Annotated in this window: 14 protein-coding genes; 11 read left to right on the top strand and 3 right to left on the bottom strand. The window is 71.5% G+C overall.

Annotation, left to right across the window (positions count from 1 at the left end; genetic code table 11):
• Positions 1 to 223 precede the first annotated feature (223 nt).
• Positions 224 to 2,014: a dolichyl-phosphate-mannose--protein mannosyltransferase gene (locus tag ACWC5C_RS11500; protein WP_450875230.1), complete on the bottom strand. Its 1,791-nt coding sequence runs from the start codon at positions 2,012 to 2,014 to the stop codon at positions 224 to 226.
• Positions 2,015 to 2,119: 105 nt separating this feature from the next.
• Between ACWC5C_RS11500 and rsmI the strand changes: the two genes are divergently transcribed.
• From rsmI to ACWC5C_RS11455, 9 genes are all read left to right on the top strand, one after another.
• Positions 2,120 to 2,998 (top strand): 16S rRNA (cytidine(1402)-2'-O)-methyltransferase, encoded by an 879-nt coding sequence (rsmI, locus tag ACWC5C_RS11495; RefSeq protein WP_450875229.1) that lies wholly within the window; start codon positions 2,120 to 2,122, stop codon positions 2,996 to 2,998.
• 171 nt (positions 2,999 to 3,169) lie between these two features.
• Positions 3,170 to 3,604, top strand: coding sequence for a hypothetical protein (locus tag ACWC5C_RS11490; protein WP_450875228.1), 435 nt, complete (start codon positions 3,170 to 3,172; stop codon positions 3,602 to 3,604).
• 53 nt (positions 3,605 to 3,657) lie between these two features.
• Positions 3,658 to 4,599: a TatD family hydrolase gene (locus tag ACWC5C_RS11485; RefSeq protein ID WP_450875227.1), complete on the top strand. Its 942-nt coding sequence runs from the start codon at positions 3,658 to 3,660 to the stop codon at positions 4,597 to 4,599.
• Positions 4,600 to 4,687: 88 nt separating this feature from the next.
• Positions 4,688 to 5,890 (top strand): ubiquitin-like domain-containing protein, encoded by a 1,203-nt coding sequence (locus ACWC5C_RS11480; protein WP_450875226.1) that lies wholly within the window; start codon positions 4,688 to 4,690, stop codon positions 5,888 to 5,890.
• 32 nt (positions 5,891 to 5,922) lie between these two features.
• Positions 5,923 to 6,786, top strand: coding sequence for a 16S rRNA (adenine(1518)-N(6)/adenine(1519)-N(6))-dimethyltransferase RsmA (rsmA, locus tag ACWC5C_RS11475; protein WP_450875225.1), 864 nt, complete (start codon positions 5,923 to 5,925; stop codon positions 6,784 to 6,786).
• Between the two features lie 664 nt (positions 6,787 to 7,450).
• Positions 7,451 to 8,377, top strand: coding sequence for a 4-(cytidine 5'-diphospho)-2-C-methyl-D-erythritol kinase (locus ACWC5C_RS11470; RefSeq protein ID WP_450875224.1), 927 nt, complete (start codon positions 7,451 to 7,453; stop codon positions 8,375 to 8,377).
• Between the two features lie 85 nt (positions 8,378 to 8,462).
• Positions 8,463 to 10,304 (top strand): ABC-F family ATP-binding cassette domain-containing protein, encoded by a 1,842-nt coding sequence (locus ACWC5C_RS11465; protein WP_450875223.1) that lies wholly within the window; start codon positions 8,463 to 8,465, stop codon positions 10,302 to 10,304.
• A 221-nt stretch (positions 10,305 to 10,525) separates the two neighbouring features.
• Entirely contained in the window at positions 10,526 to 12,307 is a 1,782-nt protein-coding gene (locus ACWC5C_RS11460) for a hypothetical protein (RefSeq protein WP_450875222.1), read from the top strand.
• A 260-nt stretch (positions 12,308 to 12,567) separates the two neighbouring features.
• Entirely contained in the window at positions 12,568 to 13,263 is a 696-nt protein-coding gene (locus tag ACWC5C_RS11455; RefSeq protein WP_385448801.1) for a response regulator transcription factor, read from the top strand.
• Between the two features lie 8 nt (positions 13,264 to 13,271).
• On the opposite strand, the gene ACWC5C_RS11450 is transcribed toward ACWC5C_RS11455, so the two are convergent.
• Together ACWC5C_RS11450 and ACWC5C_RS11445 are read right to left on the bottom strand one after the other, a co-directional pair.
• The gene (locus ACWC5C_RS11450) at positions 13,272 to 13,598 is read right to left on the bottom strand and encodes a hypothetical protein (protein ID WP_450875221.1); all 327 of its coding nucleotides are present in this window, start codon (positions 13,596 to 13,598) and stop codon (positions 13,272 to 13,274) included.
• 46 nt (positions 13,599 to 13,644) lie between these two features.
• A complete protein-coding gene (locus ACWC5C_RS11445; protein ID WP_450875220.1) occupies positions 13,645 to 15,315 on the bottom strand; it encodes a sodium:solute symporter family protein in 1,671 nt (556 codons plus the stop codon).
• Between the two features lie 110 nt (positions 15,316 to 15,425).
• On the opposite strand from ACWC5C_RS11445, the gene galT reads away from it, so the two are divergent.
• Together galT and galE are read left to right on the top strand one after the other, a co-directional pair.
• Positions 15,426 to 16,493 (top strand): galactose-1-phosphate uridylyltransferase, encoded by a 1,068-nt coding sequence (gene galT / locus ACWC5C_RS11440; RefSeq protein ID WP_450875219.1) that lies wholly within the window; start codon positions 15,426 to 15,428, stop codon positions 16,491 to 16,493.
• Positions 16,490 to 17,461, top strand: coding sequence for a UDP-glucose 4-epimerase GalE (gene galE, locus ACWC5C_RS11435; RefSeq protein WP_450875218.1), 972 nt, complete (start codon positions 16,490 to 16,492; stop codon positions 17,459 to 17,461). The genes galT and galE overlap by 4 nt, the downstream gene beginning before the upstream one ends.
• The last annotated feature ends 15 nt before the right edge of the window (positions 17,462 to 17,476 follow it).

Raw genomic sequence — 17,476 nt, 5'->3', positions numbered from 1 at the left:
CCCTGCTGGCTGACTTCCTTCCCTTGAGCCCGCAACATCAGCCTCCCTCCACGTCTTCCGAATCACGGCGGAACGACCTCTGGTTCTGCCTTCGCACGCTCCTCCGGGGGTGTGCGTCGGGCCGTCTGTGGGCCGTCCGGAGACGGCCCACGACGACCACCAACGACCAACAACGACCACGACGAGCTGGCGCCCGCATGCGTCGCACAGACCGTCGTCACAGCTAGATCCAGGTATCGAGCCACATGCGGGCCCGCCAGGCGTCCATCGGCATCGTCTGGCCCGTGTACAGCGGGAAGAAGTAGATGAAGTTCCAGATGATGAGCAGGACGAGGGCGCCCGAGCCGACCGCGCCCACCACCCGCCGGGTGTCGGTGGCCCCCGGCGGACCCAGCAGGGCGCCGATCATCATGGCCACCGCCAGACACAGGAACGGCACGAACACGACGGCGTAGAAGGAGAAGATCGTGCGGTCCTGGTAGAGGAACCACGGCAGATACCCGGCCGCGATCCCGGCCAGCACCGCGCCCGCCCGCCAGTCGCGCCGCAGCGCCCACCGGAAGAGCAGGTAGAGCACCGCGAAGCAGGCCGCCCACCACAGCAGCGGGGTGCCCAGCGCCAGCACCTCGCGCGCGCACTTCTCGGCGGCGTCCTTGGGGCAGCCCTCCTGTCCGGCGCGCGGCGACTCGTAGAAGTACGAGACCGGCCGGGACTGGACCAGCCAGCTCCACGGGTTGGACTGGTAGACGTGCGGCGAGTCCAGGCCCACATGGAACTTGTAGACCTCGGTCTCGTAGTGCCACAGGCTGCGCAGCGGGTTGAGCAGCCAGTCGAAGACGCCGCCGGTGCCGTAGCCGCCGCCGTCCGGCTTCGGGGACTCGGCCCAGTGGCGGAAGTAGCCGCTGTCCCGCCAGCCGCGCGCCCGGCTGAAGGTGCCGCTCGCGGCGAACCAGCCCGACCAGGAGGCGACGTACGTGAGGATCGCCACCGGCACCGTCGACAGGAACGCCCACGGCAGATCGCGGCGCAGGACCGTCCGGTACGGGCGCGGGGCGCCCGCGGTGCGGCGCGCGCCGACGTCCCACAGGACGGTCATGAGGCCGAACACGGCCAGTACGTACAGCCCGTTCCACTTGGTGCCGACGGCCAGGCCCAGCAGCACCCCGGCCGCGATCCGCCACGGCCGGGCGCCCAGCTTCAGGCTCCAGCCGACCGTCGCGTCGGGCCGGGCCGGTTCGTCGTCGCTGTCCGGAACCGCTGACGGCAGCGCCGCCGCGAGCCGGGCCCGGGCCTTGTCCCGGTCGATCAGCAGACAGCCGAAGGCGGACAGTACGAAGAACATCAGCACCAGGTCGAGCAGCGCTGTGCGGCTCATCACATAGTGCAGACCGTCCACGGCCATCAGCGCGCCCGCGAGGCAGCCGAGGAACGTGGAGCGGAAGAGCCGCCGCCCGATCCGGCACAGCATCAGCACCGACAGGGTGCCGAGCAGGGCGAGCATGAACCGCCAGCCGAAGGGGGTCAGCCCGAAGAACTGCTCGCCCAGCCCGATGACCCACTTGCCGACCGGCGGATGGACCACATAGGACGCGGCGTCGCTCAGCGGGATGTGCTGCGGCGAGTCGAGGATCTTGTCGTTGGCCGTTTTCGGCCAGGTGCCCTCGTAGCCGAACTGCCAGACCGACCAGGCGTCCTTGGCGTAGTACGTCTCGTCGAATATGACGTTGTCCGGGCTGCCGAGGCGCCAGAAACGGGTCAGCCCGGCGACGAGCGCGACCAGCAGCGGCCCGCCCCAGCCGCTCCAGCGGGCGATTCTGGCCGCCACCGCGGGGGTCGCCCCGAGCGTCTCCCACAGCCGGGTGCCCGGCTGCTGGTACGGCGGGACCAGCCGTTCCCGTACGCCGGGCCGGGGGCGGCCCGCGTATCCGAAACGGCGCAGCCGGCGCTGCCAGGCCGGCGGGTGCTGGCCGGCGGCTCGGCCCGGCTGGGCGTGGGTCGCGGTGTCACTGCTCACCGGGCCATCGTAGGGAAGCGGTCTGTGAGTGTGGCGTGGATCAGGTGGTGTCTCGCGGAAGCGGCGGCCGACGCGGCGGAAACAGCGGGCTGCGAGGATGACCGGGTGACTGGAACGCTCGTACTCGCAGGGACCCCCATCGGCGACACCGCGGACGCGCCCCCGCGCCTGGCCGCCGAGCTGGCGGCGGCCGACGTGATCGCCGCCGAGGACACCCGGCGGCTGCGCCGCCTCACCCAGGCGCTGGACGTCCAGCCGGGCGGCCGGGTGGTGTCCTACTTCGAGGGGAACGAGTCGGCGCGCACCCCCGAGCTGGTCGAGGCGCTGGCGGGCGGCGCCCGGGTGCTGCTGGTCACCGACGCGGGCATGCCCTCGGTCTCCGACCCCGGCTACCGGCTGGTCGCCGCCGCCGTCGAGCACGGCATCGCGGTCACCGCGGTGCCCGGCCCGTCCGCCGTGCTCACCGCGCTGGCCGTCTCCGGGCTGCCGGTGGACCGCTTCTGCTTCGAGGGCTTTCCGCCGCGCAAGGCGGGGGAGCGGCTGGGGCGGCTGCGCGAGGCCGCCGAGGAGCGTCGCACGCTGGTCTACTTCGAGGCCCCGCACCGGCTGGCCGACACCCTGGCCGCCATGGCGGAGGTGTTCGGCGCGGACCGGCGGGCCGCGGTGTGCCGGGAGCTGACGAAGACGTACGAAGAGGTCCGGCGCGGCCCGCTGGAGGAGCTGGCGGCGTGGGCCGCCGAGGGCGTACGGGGCGAGATCACCGTCGTCGTCGAGGGTGCCGCCGAACCGGGCCCCGACGAGGCCGGTCCCGATGAGCTGGCCCGCCGGGTCGCGGTGCGCGAGGAGGCCGGGGAGCGCCGCAAGGAGGCCATCGCGGCGGTCGCGCAGGCCGCCGGGGTACCCAAAAGGGTGGTGTTCGATGCGGTCGTGGCGGCAAAGAACGCGGCCGGAGGCGCGCCACGCGGAGGTAAAGCTCACCACTGAAAGGCAAAGGGCAGGCCTGCCGATCGGGCGGTTTCGATAGTGCACAGCTAAATCTCCCCCAAAGAGAGGGAAGAGCTGCTGCGATCCCGCCGGGAAAGGCGTCCACTGGAGGAGAAGCGAAGGGGACGTACCAATCCCGGAAGACTTGTCCTGCGGGCAAGAGGAGCTGCCATGACCGAAATAGCGGGAGCCTCGAACGGCGTGCACCCGATAACCCGTCCCACCGACGGCCCGGCGGGCGGTGAGGTGGCCCACGAGGCCTACGCCTTCGCCTGCATGAAGTGCGGGCACGGTTGGGAACGGTCGTATGACATCGAGCACCACGTGGACGGCGAGGGCCACCCCTTCGTCGTGTACTTCACCGGCGGCACGCGCGTTCCGTCTCCGCTGACGAGCCCCGACTGCGTCAACTGCGGTGCGCATCTGGTGCGCATCATGCGCGCGGGGCAGGTCGCGTCGGTCCTGGAGAGCGCCCGCCGCGGCGCCCCGCGTGCGATGACGGAGCCGAAGCCGGACGAGGCGGACGCCGAGAGCCCCACGCGGCGCCGTGGGCACCACTGGCACCTGTCGAATCTGCTGCACCCCTTTTCGCACCATCGCAAATGAGCCCGGCAGGGGTCAGCTGAGCGCCATTTGCTCGCATTCATAGAATCACGCACATGGCGCAATCAGCATCGAAGAACAACGGCGGACAAAACGGCAGGCAAAAGGAAAAGGACGCTCCGCCCCCGCTCCCGGACCCCCTGCGGGTACCGGTCGCCGACTCGCACACCCACCTGGACATGCAGACGGGAACCGTCGAGGACGCCCTCGCCAAGGCGGCCTCGGTCGGTGTGACGACCGTCGTCCAGGTGGGGTGCGACATCGCCGGATCGCGGTGGGCGGCCGAGACCGCCGCCGCCCACGACGCCGTCTGGGCCACCGTCGCCCTCCACCCCAACGAGGCGCCCCGCATCGTGCTGGGTGACTCTGATGGCTGGTCCCGGCAGGGCGCCAGGGAGCCCGGCGGTGACCGGGCCCTCGACGCGGCCCTCGCCGAGATCGACACCCTCGCCGCCCTGCCCCAGGTGCGCGGCGTCGGCGAGACCGGCCTCGACTACTTCCGCACCGGACCCGACGGCATGGCCGCCCAGGAGCGCTCCTTCCGCCGCCATATCGACATCGCCAAGCGGCACGGCAAGGCCCTGGTCATCCACGACCGGGAAGCCCACGACGACGTCCTGCGGGTGCTCGCCGAGGAGGGCGCCCCCGACACCGTCGTCTTCCACTGCTACTCCGGCGACGCCGCCATGGCCAAGGTGTGCGCGGAGCACGGCTACTACATGTCGTTCGCCGGGAACGTCACCTTCAAGAACGCCCAGCCGCTGCGCGACGCCCTCGCCGTCGCCCCCCTCGACCTCCTCCTCGTGGAGACCGACGCGCCGTTCCTCACCCCCGCGCCCTACCGCGGACGGCCTAACGCCCCGTACCTGATTCCGTTCACCCTGCGGGCCATGGCCGACGTCAAGGACGTCCCCGAGGACACCCTGGCGGCCGCCGTGGCGGTCAACACCGCGCGCGTCTTCGGCTATCCGCATGAGGGCGGCCCCCAAGACCGTTGACAGCGCAGGGTAATTAATCGGCTTTGGAGAGTGACGGAACACTCCGCTACAGTCCGCGGCACCCCCGACTCGTGGGCCCCGTGGACCCGTGGAGTGTTACCGGAGTGTTGTCGTGAGCCGTACGCAGGGCAGCCACCGCGTCCCGGGCGGCCGTGCCGCCGCCCGCCGAGCCGCCCGGCGCGGACGCCTCCCGGCCCGTACCGACCCGGTGCGGCGGCTGCTGCCGCAGGCGCTCGTGGTCGCCGCCCTGGCCGGGGGCACCTCCGCCTTCGTCGCCCAGGACAAGGCGGTCCGGCTCAGCGTCGACGGCCACACCCGCACCCTCCACACCTACGCCGACGACGTGGCCGAACTCCTCGCCGACGAGGACGTCGACGTCAGCCCGCACGACATCGTCGCCCCCGCCCCCGGCCAGCCCCTCACCAGCGGCGCCGAGATCGCCGTCCGCTACGGCCGCCCCGTCACCCTCACCGTCGACGGCGAGCGCCGCCGGGTATGGACCACCGCCCACACCGTCGACGGCGCGCTGCGCCAGCTCGGCGTGCGCGCCGAGGGCGCCTATCTGTCGGCGTCCCGCTCCGCCGCCATCACCCGGAGCGGGCTCGATCTCCACGTCCGCACCGAGCGCACCATCACCTTCCTGGCCGACGAGCGCGAGCGCCCCGTCCGCACCAACGCCGCCACCATCGGCGAGGCGCTCGCGGCGGCCGGGATCACCCTGCGCGGCCACGACACCACCTCCGTCCCGCAGGACAGCTACCCGCGCGACGGCCAGATCGTGAAGGTCATGCGCATCACCGGCGGCAGGGAGAGCCGCGAGACGCCGGTCCCGTTCCCGACCATCCAGCGCGCCGACCCCACCCTCTTCAAGGGCACCCACCTGGTCGCCCGGGAGGGCCACCCCGGCACCCTGCGCACCATCTACCAGGTGCGCACCGTCAACGGCGTACGGCAGCGGCCCCGCAAGGTACGCACCGAGACCGTACGGGCGCCCGTCGCGCGCATCGTCCGGGTCGGCACCATGACCCCGCCCACCGCCGTCGCCGGGGCCGACCGGCTCGACTGGCAGGCCATGGCCCGCTGCGAATCGGGCGGCCGCCCGGGCGCCGTCGACAGCTCCGGCCGCTACGGCGGGCTCTACCAGCTCGACCGCCAGACCTGGCAGGCCCTCGGCGGCCACGGCAGCCCCCAGGACGCGCCTCCGGCCGAGCAGACATACCGGGCCAAGAAGCTGTACGTGCAGCGCGGCTCCGCGCCGTGGCCGCACTGCGGCCAGAAGCTGCGCCAGTGAACGGTCCCGCTGCCGCCCCGTAAACTTCCCCGGTGAGCTCAACCGACCCCATCGACGCCCTGCTGGGCCCCGCCGACATCCGCGACCTCGCGGCCCGGCTCGGCGTACGCCCCACCAAGCAGCGCGGCCAGAACTTCGTCATCGACGCCAACACGGTGCGGCGCATCGTGCGCACCGCCGAGGTGCGGCCCGACGACGTCGTCGTCGAGGTCGGCCCCGGTCTTGGCTCCCTGACCCTGGCCCTGCTGGAGGCCGCCGACCGGGTCGTCGCGGTCGAGATCGACGAGGTGCTGGCCGCCGCCCTCCCGGCCACCGTGGCCGCCCGGCTGCCCGGCCGCGCCGACCGCTTCGCGCTCGTCCACTCCGACGCGATGCAGGTCACCGAGCTGCCGGGGCCCGCGCCGACCGCCCTGGTCGCGAACCTCCCGTACAACGTGGCCGTCCCCGTCCTGCTCAACATGCTCGCCCGCTTCCCCACCATCGAGCGCACGCTGGTGATGGTGCAGTCGGAGGTCGCCGACCGCCTGGCCGCCCCGCCCGGGTCCAAGGTGTACGGCGTGCCGTCGGTGAAGGCCGCGTGGTACGCCCACGTCAAGCGCGCGGGTGCCATCGGGCGCAGCGTCTTCTGGCCCGCCCCGAACGTCGACTCCGGCCTCGTCTCCCTGGTCCGCCGCGACGCACCCCTCGCGACGACCGCCTCCCGCGACGAGGTCTTCGCCGTCGTCGACGCGGCCTTCGCCCAGCGGCGCAAGACCTTGCGCGCGGCCCTGTCCGGCTGGGCGGGCTCGGCCCCCGCCGCCGAGGCCGCCCTCACGGCGGCAGGCATCTCTCCCCAGGCCCGGGGCGAGTCCCTGACGGTAGAAGACTTCGCCAAAATCGCCGAACGCGCCCCCTGACCCACGCCCGCCCCCGAGGCGGCCAAGCCCCCACCCCGCCCCTGGTCGGCTGCGGCGGGCTTGTTCCCCACCCCGCCCCTTCCCGAACCCGGGGCTCCGCCCCGGGCCCCGCTCCTCAAGCGCCGGAGGGGCTGGGTTTTGGGGGCGACCGCCCCGGACCCCGTCTCGGCGGCTCCGCCCCACACCCCCGCCGGGTGCAGGGCCGGACTTGTCCCCCACCCCGCCCCTTCCCGAAACCGGGGGCAAGCCCCCGGCCCCCCACTGCGGGGCTGCGCCCCAGGCCGCCGCTGCGGAGCCCGCCCCGGGCCCCGCTCCTCAAGCGCCGGAGGGGCTGGGTTTTGGGGGCTCCGCCCCACACCCCCCGTCGGGTGCGGAGCGTAGCCATGAGGCGGGGGCCTGGGGCATGTCCCCGGTTTCGTTTCGGGGGCTTCGCGCCTGGGCCCCCGTCGGGTGCGGGGCGTAGCTCCGAGGCGGGGGTCCGGGGGTTGCCCCCGGTTTCGGGAAGGGGCGGGGTGGGGGATCGCTCGCCGCAGGCGTCGCCGGGCCGAGGGGCGGAGCCCTGGTGGGGGCGGTCCGCCGCAAGGTGCCCGGGCCCCGGGGGGAGTCGGTTGCCGGGGGCGGGACAATGGGCGGTGCCGGACATCCGAACTCACCGAGGAGCCCCGTGACCCGATCCGTGACCGCCCGCGTCCCCGCGAAGGTCAACGTTCAGCTCGCGGTCGGCGGCCTGCGCCCCGACGGCTTTCACGACCTGGCCAACGTCTTCCTCGCCGTAGGGCTCCACGACGAGGTCACGGCCACCCCGGCCGACACCCTCCGCATCACCGTCGAGGGCGCGGACGCCCACCACGTCCCCGCCGACCACACCAACCTCGCCGCCCGCGCCGCGATCGCGCTCGCCGCGCGCCACGGCATCGCGCCGGATGTCCATCTGCACATCGCCAAGGACATCCCCGTCGCGGGCGGCATGGCGGGCGGCAGTGCGGACGCCGCCGGGGCGCTGCTGGCGTGCGACGCGCTGTGGGGGACGGAGACGAGCCGCGCCGAACTCCTCGCGCTCTGCGCCGACCTGGGCAGTGACGTCCCGTTCAGCCTGGTCGGCGGCGCGGCCCTCGGCCGGGGGCGGGGGGAGCTGCTAACGCCGCTGGAGACGGGCGGCACGTTCCACTGGGTGTTCGCGGTCGCGGACGGCGGGCTGCCCACCCCGGCCGTCTACCGGGAGTGCGACCGGCTCCGGGAGGAGACCGGGGCGGGCGCGACCGTCGAGGACATCCCCGACCCCGAGCCGTCGGAGGCGCTGCTCACGGCGCTGCGCACAGGGGACCCCGCCGCGCTGGCCGCCGCCGTGACCAACGATCTGCAGCCCGCCGCGCTCTCCCTGCGCCCGGCGCTCGCCGAGACCCTGCGCGCGGGCGCGGACGCCGGCGCGCTCGCGTCGCTGGTCTCCGGATCGGGCCCGACCTGCGCGTTCCTGGCGAAGGACGCGGAGGCCGCCCAGACCGTGGCCACCGCGCTCACGGTCTCCGGCACCTGCCGCACCGTACGGACGGCGTCCGGTCCGGCGGCCGGGGCGGCGGTCATCACGCCGTAAGGGGGTAGCGGAGAGCCCGCCCGCCGTAGCTGTGCGCGGACGCGACTACCCTGGGACGTCGGTCGATCCGCGTATCTGGAGTGTGATGGTCACCAACTTGGTCAACGTCGAAGCCGTCGGCAAGGTGTACGGCACCCGTGCACTGCTGGACGGGGTGTCCCTCGGGGTCAACGAGGGGGACCGGATCGGCGTCGTCGGCCGTAATGGGGACGGGAAGACCACGCTCATCCGGATCCTCGCCAAGCTCGAACCGGCCGACAACGGCCGCGTCACCCACTCCGGGGACCTGCGGGCGGGCGTGCTCACCCAGCACGACTCGCTCGACCCCGCCGCCACCGTCCGGCACGAGGTGATCGGCGACCTCGCCGACCACGAGTGGGCGGGCGACGCCAAGATCCGGGACATCCTCACCGGGCTGTTCGGCGGGCTCGACCTGCCCGCCTTCCCGCAGGGCCTGGACACCGTCATCGGCCCGCTGTCCGGCGGCGAGCGCCGCCGTATCGCGCTCGCCAAGCTGCTGATCGCCGAACAGGACCTGATCGTCCTCGACGAGCCGACCAACCACCTCGACGTCGAGGGCATCTCCTGGCTGGCCGGTCATCTGCGGGCCCGCCGCTCCGCGCTGGTGGTGGTCACCCACGACCGCTGGTTCCTGGACCAGGTCTGCACCCGCATGTGGGACGTACAGCGCGGCGCGGTGCACGAGTACGAGGGCGGCTACAGCGACTACGTCTTCGCCCGGGCCGAGCGCGAGCGCATCGCCGCCACCGAGGAGGCCAAGCGGCAGAACCTGATGCGCAAGGAGCTGGCCTGGCTGCGCCGCGGCGCCCCGGCCCGCACCAGCAAGCCGCGCTTCCGCATCGAGGCGGCGAACGCGCTGATCGAGGACGTCCCGCCGCCCCGCGACACCGCCGAGCTGATGAAGTTCGCCAACTCCCGCCTCGGCAAGACCGTCTTCGAGCTGGAGGACGTGACCGTCACCGCCGGGCCGAAGATGCTGCTCAAGCATCTGACCTGGCAGCTGGGGCCCGGCGACCGGATCGGCCTGGTGGGCGTGAACGGTGCGGGCAAGACGTCGCTGCTGCGCGCCCTCGCCGAGGCCGCGCGCAGCGAGGGCGAACAGCAGCCCGCAAGCGGCCGGATCACCGTCGGCAAGACCGTGAAGCTCGCGTACCTCTCGCAGGAGGTCGCCGAACTCGACAAGGGCCTGCGCGTCCTGGAGGCCGTCGAGCAGGTGAAGCAGCGCGTCGAGCTGGGCAAGGGCAAGGAGATGACCGCCTCCCAGCTGTGCGAGAAGTTCGGCTTCACGAAGGAGAAGCAGTGGACGCCGGTCGGCGACCTGTCCGGCGGTGAGCGGCGGCGGCTGCAGATCCTGCGGCTGCTGATGGACGAGCCCAATGTGCTGTTCCTGGACGAGCCGACGAACGACCTGGACATCGAGACCCTGACCCAGCTGGAGGACGTACTCGACAGCTGGCCGGGCTCGCTCGTGGTCATCAGCCACGACCGGTACTTCCTGGAGCGCACCACCGACCGGGTGCTCGCCCTGCTGGGCGACGCCACGCTGCGGATGCTGCCGCGCGGGGTGGACGAGTACCTGGAGCGGCGGCGGCGCGCGCTGGCCGCGACGCCGTCCGCGTCCGGCTCCGGTTCCGGTTCCGGCAAGCAGAAGGCCGCGGAGACGCCGTCCGACGGGCAGGCGCCGCAGCGTTCGGCGGCCGAGCAGCGTGCCGCGAAGAAGGAACTCCAGAAGATCGAGCGGCGGCTGGACCGCATCAGCGAGCAGGAGTCCACGCTGCACGCCCAGATCGCCGAGGACGCCACGGACTTCGCCCGGGTCGCCGAGCTGGACGCCAAGCTGCGGGAGCTGACGGGGGAGCGGGACGACCTGGAGACGCGCTGGCTGGAACTCGCCGACGACGCATGAGCAACAGTCGCGTCACGGGCCGGTCTCAGCTGCTCAATGAGTTGGCGGCCGGTCCGTGGCTTGTCATGACCGGGTGATACAAAGAACTCCCGCCTTGCCCTGCTGCTCACCGGCGGGTCGCATGTCCGATTCACTCCATCCCGGCGGCCTTTGGTACCCACGCCTCCGGGATAGCGGGGGAGGCCGAGTCGGTTCATGGGCTCGCGTACAGAGGAATACGCATGTCACAGCCGCCTCCGCCGCCGAATCAGCCGCCGCAGGGCGGCTTCGGCGCGCCGCAGGAGCCGAGTTACGGCTATCCGCAGCAGCCGCCCGTCCCGCCCCCGCCGCCCCCCGGCCCGCCGCCGCAGCCGCCGCAGACGCCCCCGCAGGGCGCGGGCGGTTACGGCTACCCGGGGCAGCCGGTGCACGCGGTGCCCACCCAGGTGAGCACCCCGAGCCCGTACCAGCAGCAGCACGGACAGCAGCAATTCGGCCAGCAGCAGTACGGCCAGCAGCAGTACGGCTACCCGCCCCAGCCGCAGTACCCCGGCGGCCCGGGCCAGGGCGGCCCCGGCGGCAGCGGCCGGTCCAAGCAGCGGATGGCGGTCATCGTCAGCGCGGTGGTCGCGGTCGCCCTGATCATCGGCGGCGGCATATGGTTCGCGACCAGCGGTGACGACAAGTCCGACGAGCAGGCCAAGGACAAGGGCAAGCAGACCACCCAGGGCAGCAGCAGCGGCGGCACCGGCGACACCGAGAACAAGCCCGCCCCGAAGACGGTCAACGCCCAGCTGATCAACAAGCTCCCGATGCCGAAGGTCAAGAGCCAGGTCGTGGTCCAGGGCATGTGGACCACCGACGACACCTTCGTGAAGGCCGGTGCCAACAAGATCGACGGCTATCCGCTGAACGGCGGCAGCCCGAAGTGGTCGATCCCGCTGGCCGGCGCGGTCTGCTGGTCCTCGAAGCATGTCACCGAGGACGGTCTGACCGCGGTCCTCTACCAGGAGGCCAAGCCCTCCAAGGAGGATGAGTACCCGAGCTGCAGCCAGGTCGCGCTGCTGGACCTGAAGAACGGCAAGATGCGGTGGCACCGGGACGTCGAAGAGGGTGACCAGAAGGCCTCCTTCGACCAGGTGACCATCGGCGGTGGCACGATCGCCGCGGGCGGTTCCGGTGGCGGCGCGGCCTGGTCGCTCTCGGGCAAGCAGCTGTGGAAGCCGCAGTCCACCGGTGACTGCAAGGACCGCGGCTATGCCGGCAGTGACACCAAGCTGGTCGCGGCGCGCCAGTGCGGTCGGTTCGACAATCCGCAGATCCTGGTCCAGACGCTGAACCCGAAGACGGGTGCGGTGAAGTCCGAGTACAAGGTGACGCGGGGCCTCAAGTTCGTGTACATCGTGTCCGTCGATCCGCTGGTGATCGGGCTCGACGCGGGCGACTCGTCCAGCTCCGGGGTCTCCGACTTCTTGTCCGTCGACGACAGCGCCAAGGCCGGTACGGTGCGTGGCAAGATCAGCACTGAGAACGGCAAGTATCAGGCCAGGTGCGGCTCGACCAGTGTCGAGGACTGCAAGCAGGTCGCCGTCAGCAAGTCGGCCGACGCCCTCTTCCTGGGGTCGGAGGACCGCAACAGCTACGACAGCGGCACCACCGCCAACGAGATCGTGGCGTTCAGCCTGGCCACCGGCAAGCCGGTCGGCAAGGCGGACGGTGCCAAGGGCGCCGCGATGACCCCGCTCGGGCTCGACGAGGACGGCTTCGTGCTCGCCTACCAGGAGAGCACGTTCGACCAGGGCGGCGCCGTCTGGCGCGTCGACCCCAAGTCGTACGAGAAGGCGAAGCTGCTGCAGAACCCGACCTCCAGCGGGGCGATGGAGATGAAGTTCAGCCCCACCTATTCGGAGATCATCTACTCCCAGCAGCGGCTGTACATGAGCACCGTCTACGCCGACAAGCCCTCGGGCTCGTACGACGAGGAGGACCCGCTGGCCCTCATCTTCGGCAGCGGCGGCAGCTGACAGCGCCCGGCACACACCTCGGCGGCCCCGCCCGTACGCACCGTACGGGCGGGGCCGCCGCCGTTCTTCGCCATGATTGATTCCGCCTCCATGATCGAATCCGCCCCCTCGGCAGGCCGAGGCGATCTGTTTCGGACGTGAATGAGGTGTCAAGTAGGCGCAGATGAGCGGGATTTCGGCATTCCGGGGGGCTTCTTCCGGGTAAGGGGCGCGCAACGTCGAACAAGCGTGTAGCTTCCCGGGGCAAAGGGGGGAAACTCATGGGCGTGCGACTCATGGTGGTCGATGACCACCGCCTGCTCGCGGAGGCCCTCGCCTCGGCGTTGAAGCTGCGTGGGCACCGGGTGCTCGCCGCGGCCGCGCCGAGCGCGGGAGCGGCGGAGCTGGTGGTGAGCCGGGCACCGGAGGTGTGTCTGCTGGGAACGGCGACACCCGCCGATCCGGGCGTGTTCGAACCGGTCGTGCGGATCAAGAAGGAGCGGCCGCAGGTCGCGGTGGTGGTGCTCGGCCCGGTGCCGAACCCGCGTGGCATCGCCGCCGCCTTCGCCGCGGGCGCCTCCGGCTATGTCCGGCACGACGAGCGGATCGAGGGCGTCGAGCGCGCCATGCTGAAGGCGCGCGCGGGCGAGGCGGCGGTGGCCCCGCAGTTGCTGCAGGGCGCGTTCGCGGAGCTGCTCAACCCCGCGGCCCAGCCGGACGACGAAGGAGCCCGGCTGCTGCGCATGCTGACCCCGCGCGAGGTGGAAGTGCTGATGCGGGTCGCGGAGGGGGAGGACACCCGGCTGATCGCCGCGGGCATGGGGATCGCGCCCAGCACGGCGCGCACCCATGTGCAGCGGGTGCTGATGAAGCTCGGGGTGGGGTCCCGGCTGGAGGCGGCGGCGCTCGCGGCGCGCACCGGCCTGCTGGACCGGGCGGCGACTCACCGCGGCGCGGCGCCGCTGGCTCCCTCCTAGACGCGCCCCTAAGCGCTGTCGTCCCCGGGCCGGGCGGGGCCCTGCTCAGGGGCGGCGGGGGCGGGGTGCGGCACCGGGAGCGGTCTGAGCTTCATCCAGAGCAGGAAGAGCAGGCCGAGGACGAACATGCTGGCGCCCGTCCACAGGTTGATGTTGATGTTCTCGGCCTTCTTCAGGTCCGCGTCGGAGACGGTGATTCCGGCGATCGTGACGGCGATCCCGTAGATCACGAACAGGACGCCGATGATGCGCCGTACGTCGAAGAGCCGGGCCGCGGTCGCCGACCTCCCCTCCAGCTCCTCGACCTCGTGCTGGTACTCGTACTCGTCACTCATGGCGCGGGTTCCTTACCGCAGGAGGGGCACAGGGGCACACGGACGGTCAGAGGGAGAACGGGATGTAGCACAGCGCCGCGAGGACGATCGCGCCCCAGCCGAGCAGCGCCGGGCTGCGGTACCAGGCCTCGTCGCCGGGCGCCGCGGGTTCGGCGAGGCCCGGGGCGGTGGTGCCGTAGACAAGACCGGCCAGCGCCTGCTCCGGCTTGGGCTTGGTGAAGGGCGTGACCGCGACCATCACCACCCCGCCGACCACGAACGCCACGATGGCGGAGACGAAGTTGGCGCCCTGGTCGCTGGGGATGGAGATGACGCCGTCCTTGTAGAGCCAGAAGTAGTTGATCATCGCCGCGACGGTGCCGGCGAGCAGCCCCCAGAACCCGGCCGGGGCGGTGGCCCGCCGCCAGAACATCCCGATGATGAAGACGCAGAACAGCGGCACGTTGAAGAACGAGAACAGGGTCTGCAGGTAGTTCATGATGTTGCTGAACGAGGACGCGATGAACGCCGTCCCCATCCCGGCCAGCACGCCGATCGCGGTCACCACCCGCCCCGTCAGCAGGTAGTACTCGTCCGCGCGGCCCTTCCTGATGTACGCCCGCCAGATGTCGTTGGTGAAGACCGTGTTGAAGGACGAGACGTTGGCCGCCATGCCCGCCATGAAGGCGGCGAGCAGCCCGGTCACCGCGAGGCCCAGCACCCCGTTGGGGAGCAGATCGCTCATCAGCAGCGGGATCGCGTCGTTGTACTGCAGCCCGCTCTTCGTGGAGCCGATCCCCGGCTCGACGACCAGCGCGATCAGCCCCGGGACCACCACGATCAGCGGGATGAACATCTTGGGGAAGGCGGCGATCAGCGGGGTGCGCTGGGCGGCGGAGAGGTTCTTGGCGGACAGCGCGCGCTGCACCTCGGCGAAGTTGGTCGTCCAGTAGCCGAAGCTCAGGCAGAAGCCGAGGCCGAGCACGATGGTCAGCCAGTTGGCGCCCAGCGGGTTGTCCGAGCCGATGCCGGTGCCGCCCCACGCGGAGGTGAAGTTGGCGCCGTGGGACGCGTCGAGCGAGTCCTTGAGGCCGCCGAAGCCGCCGACCCGCTTGAGGCCGACGACGGTGAGCGGGATGAGCGCGGCGAGGATGACGAAGAACTGCAGCACCTCGTTGTAGATCGCCGAGGAGAGCCCGCCGAGGGTGATGTACGCGAGCACGAACAGCCCGGCGACGACGATGGCGACCCACTGCGGCCAGCCGAGCAGCGCCTCCACCACGATGGCCATCGCGTAGAGGTTGACGCCCGCGATCAGCACGGACGCCACGGAGAAGATGATCGAGCTGAGCAGATGCGAGGACGGCCCGTAGCGGTGCAGCAGGAATTCGGGCACCGATCTGACCTTGGAGCCGTAGTAGAACGGCATCATCACCAGGCCCAGGAAGACCATCGCCGGAATGGCGCCCACCCAGTACCAGTGCACGGTGTAGACGCCGTACTGGGCGCCGTTGGCCGCCATTCCCAGGATCTCCAGGGCGCCCAGATTGGCGGCGACGAACGCCAGTCCGGTGACCCACGCGGGCAGTGACCGGCCGGAGAGAAAGAAGTCCAGGCTGGTCTTCACGCTTCGTCTGGCGGCGAATCCGACGCCGAGGACGACGACGAAGTACAGGATCAGGATCGAGTAGTCGAGGGCATTGGTGGGGAGCCGGAGATCCGCTGCCAGAGAACGCATGCGAATTATCCTGCTTTATCCGGGTGCTTTCCTCGTGCATTGACGCCGCTGTTGGCTTGTGGTTCATTATGTTTAGTTGTGTTGGGTGGAGTGGACAGGAGCTGGCGGACGTGAAGAAGACGGCGACGCGGCTCGCGGACGGACGCGAGCTGATCTACTACGACGCGCGCGACGACGCGGTGCGCGACGCCGTGGATCAGCGGCCGCTCGACCCCATATCGACGCGCTCCGAGATCCGCCACGACCGCCTCCTCGGCGACGACGTGGCCGTCGCCTCCCACCGCCAGGGGCGTACGTACCACCCGCCCGCCGACGAATGTCCGCTGTGCCCCTCGCGCGACGGGCGGCACAGCGAGATCCCCGCCTCCGACTACGACGTCGCCGTCTTCGAGAACCGCTTCCCCTCGCTCGCCGGGGACGCGGGCCGGTGCGAGGTCGTGTGCTTCACCTCCGACCACGACGCCTCCTTCGCCGACCTCAGCCCCGAACAGGCCGCCCTGGTGCTCGACGCCTGGACCGACCGGACCGCCGAGCTGGCCCAGCTCCCCTCCGTCGAGCAGGTCTTCTGCTTCGAGAACCGGGGCCGGGAGATCGGCGTCACCCTCGGCCATCCGCACGGCCAGATCTACGGATATCCCTTCCCGACCCCGCGGACCCGGCTCATGCTCCGCTCGCTCGCCGAGCACCGTGAGCGGACCGGTCGGAATCTGTTCGATGATGTGGTCGCCGATGAGCGGTCCGACGGACGCCGCGTCGTCCTCGACGGCGAGCACTGGATCGCCTTCGTCCCGTACGCCGCCCACTGGCCGTACGAGGTGCACCTCTACCCGAAGCGCCGGGTCCCGGACCTGACCGCGCTGGACGATGCCGCACGCACAGAGTTTCCACAGATGTATCTGGAACTCTTGAAGCGCTTCGACCGGATATTCGCCGGGCGGGGTGGTGGGCACGAAGGGGAGGACGAGCAGACGACGCCGTACATCGCCGCCTGGCACCAGGCGCCGTTCACGGCGGACGACCGCGACGATTTCGCGCTCCACCTCGAGCTTTTCACCATCCGCCGCACTTCCGGCAAGCTGAAGTTTCTCGCGGGTTCCGAATCCGGCATGAATGTGTTCATCAACGATGTGCCGCCGGAGGCCGCGGCCGAGCGACTGCGAGAGGTAGCGAGCAAGTGAGCAATGCGCAGCAGAAGAAGTACCTGGTCACAGGCGGTGCCGGTTATGTCGGCAGCGTGGTCGCCGCGCATCTGCTGGAGGCCGGGCACCAGGTGACCGTGCTGGACGACCTGTCCACCGGGCACCGCGAGGGCGTGCCCGAGGGCGCGGAGTTCATCGAGGGCCGCATCCAGGACGCGGCCAAGTGGCTCGACGCCTCGTACGACGGCGTGCTGCACTTCGCGGCGTCCTCGCAGGTCGGCGAGTCCGTCGTCGACCCGGAGAAGTACTGGATCAACAACGTCGGCGGGACCACCGCGCTGCTCGCCGCGATGCGGGACGCCGGAGTGCGCACCCTCGTCTTCTCCTCCACCGCCGCCACCTACGGCGAACCGGACGAGGTCCCGATCACCGAGGACGCCGCGACCGCGCCGACCAACCCGTACGGCGCCACCAAGCTCGCCGTCGACCACATGATCAGCGGGGAGTGCGCCGCGCACGGCCTGGCCGCGGTCTCCCTGCGGTACTTCAACGTCGCGGGCGCCTACGGGACGTACGGCGAGCGCCATGAACCCGAGTCGCACCTGATCCCGCTGGTGCTCCAGGTCGCACAGGGCCGCCGCGAGGCGATCTCCGTCTTCGGCGACGACTACCCGACCCCCGACGGCACCTGCGTCCGCGACTACATCCACGTCGCCGACCTGGCCGACGCCCATCTGCTGGCGCTGAGCGGCGCGGCCGCCGGTGAGCACCTGATCTGCAACCTCGGCAACGGCAACGGCTTCTCCGTCCGCCAGGTCATCGAGACCGTCCGGCAGGTCACCGGCCACCCGATCCCCGAGGTCGTCGCCGACCGCCGGGGCGGCGACCCGGCCGTGCTGGTGGCCTCGGCGGAGCGCGCCAAGGAGCGCCTCGGCTGGCGGCCCAGCCGCGCCGATCTGAAGGGCATCGTCGCGGACGCGTGGGAGTTCGCGCAGCGCACGCACTGAGCAGTTGAGTGACGA

It is taken from the genome of Streptomyces sp. NPDC001700 (assembly GCF_053596435.1).
This window is presented reverse-complemented; position numbering and strand designations above follow the sequence as displayed.

Excerpts from the sequence above, each read along its gene's own strand:
- ACWC5C_RS11490 (WP_450875228.1), top strand. The coding sequence starts at position 3,170 with ATGACCGAAATAGCGGGAGCCTCGAACGGCGTGCACCCGATAACCCGT.
- ACWC5C_RS11485 (WP_450875227.1), top strand. The coding sequence starts at position 3,658 with ATGGCGCAATCAGCATCGAAGAACAACGGCGGACAAAACGGCAGGCAA.
- ACWC5C_RS11465 (WP_450875223.1), top strand. The coding sequence starts at position 8,463 with ATGGTCACCAACTTGGTCAACGTCGAAGCCGTCGGCAAGGTGTACGGC.
- ACWC5C_RS11460 (WP_450875222.1), top strand. The coding sequence starts at position 10,526 with ATGTCACAGCCGCCTCCGCCGCCGAATCAGCCGCCGCAGGGCGGCTTC.
- ACWC5C_RS11455 (WP_385448801.1), top strand. The coding sequence starts at position 12,568 with ATGGGCGTGCGACTCATGGTGGTCGATGACCACCGCCTGCTCGCGGAG.
- ACWC5C_RS11450 (WP_450875221.1), bottom strand. The coding sequence starts at position 13,598 with ATGAGTGACGAGTACGAGTACCAGCACGAGGTCGAGGAGCTGGAGGGG.
- ACWC5C_RS11445 (WP_450875220.1), bottom strand. The coding sequence starts at position 15,315 with ATGCGTTCTCTGGCAGCGGATCTCCGGCTCCCCACCAATGCCCTCGAC.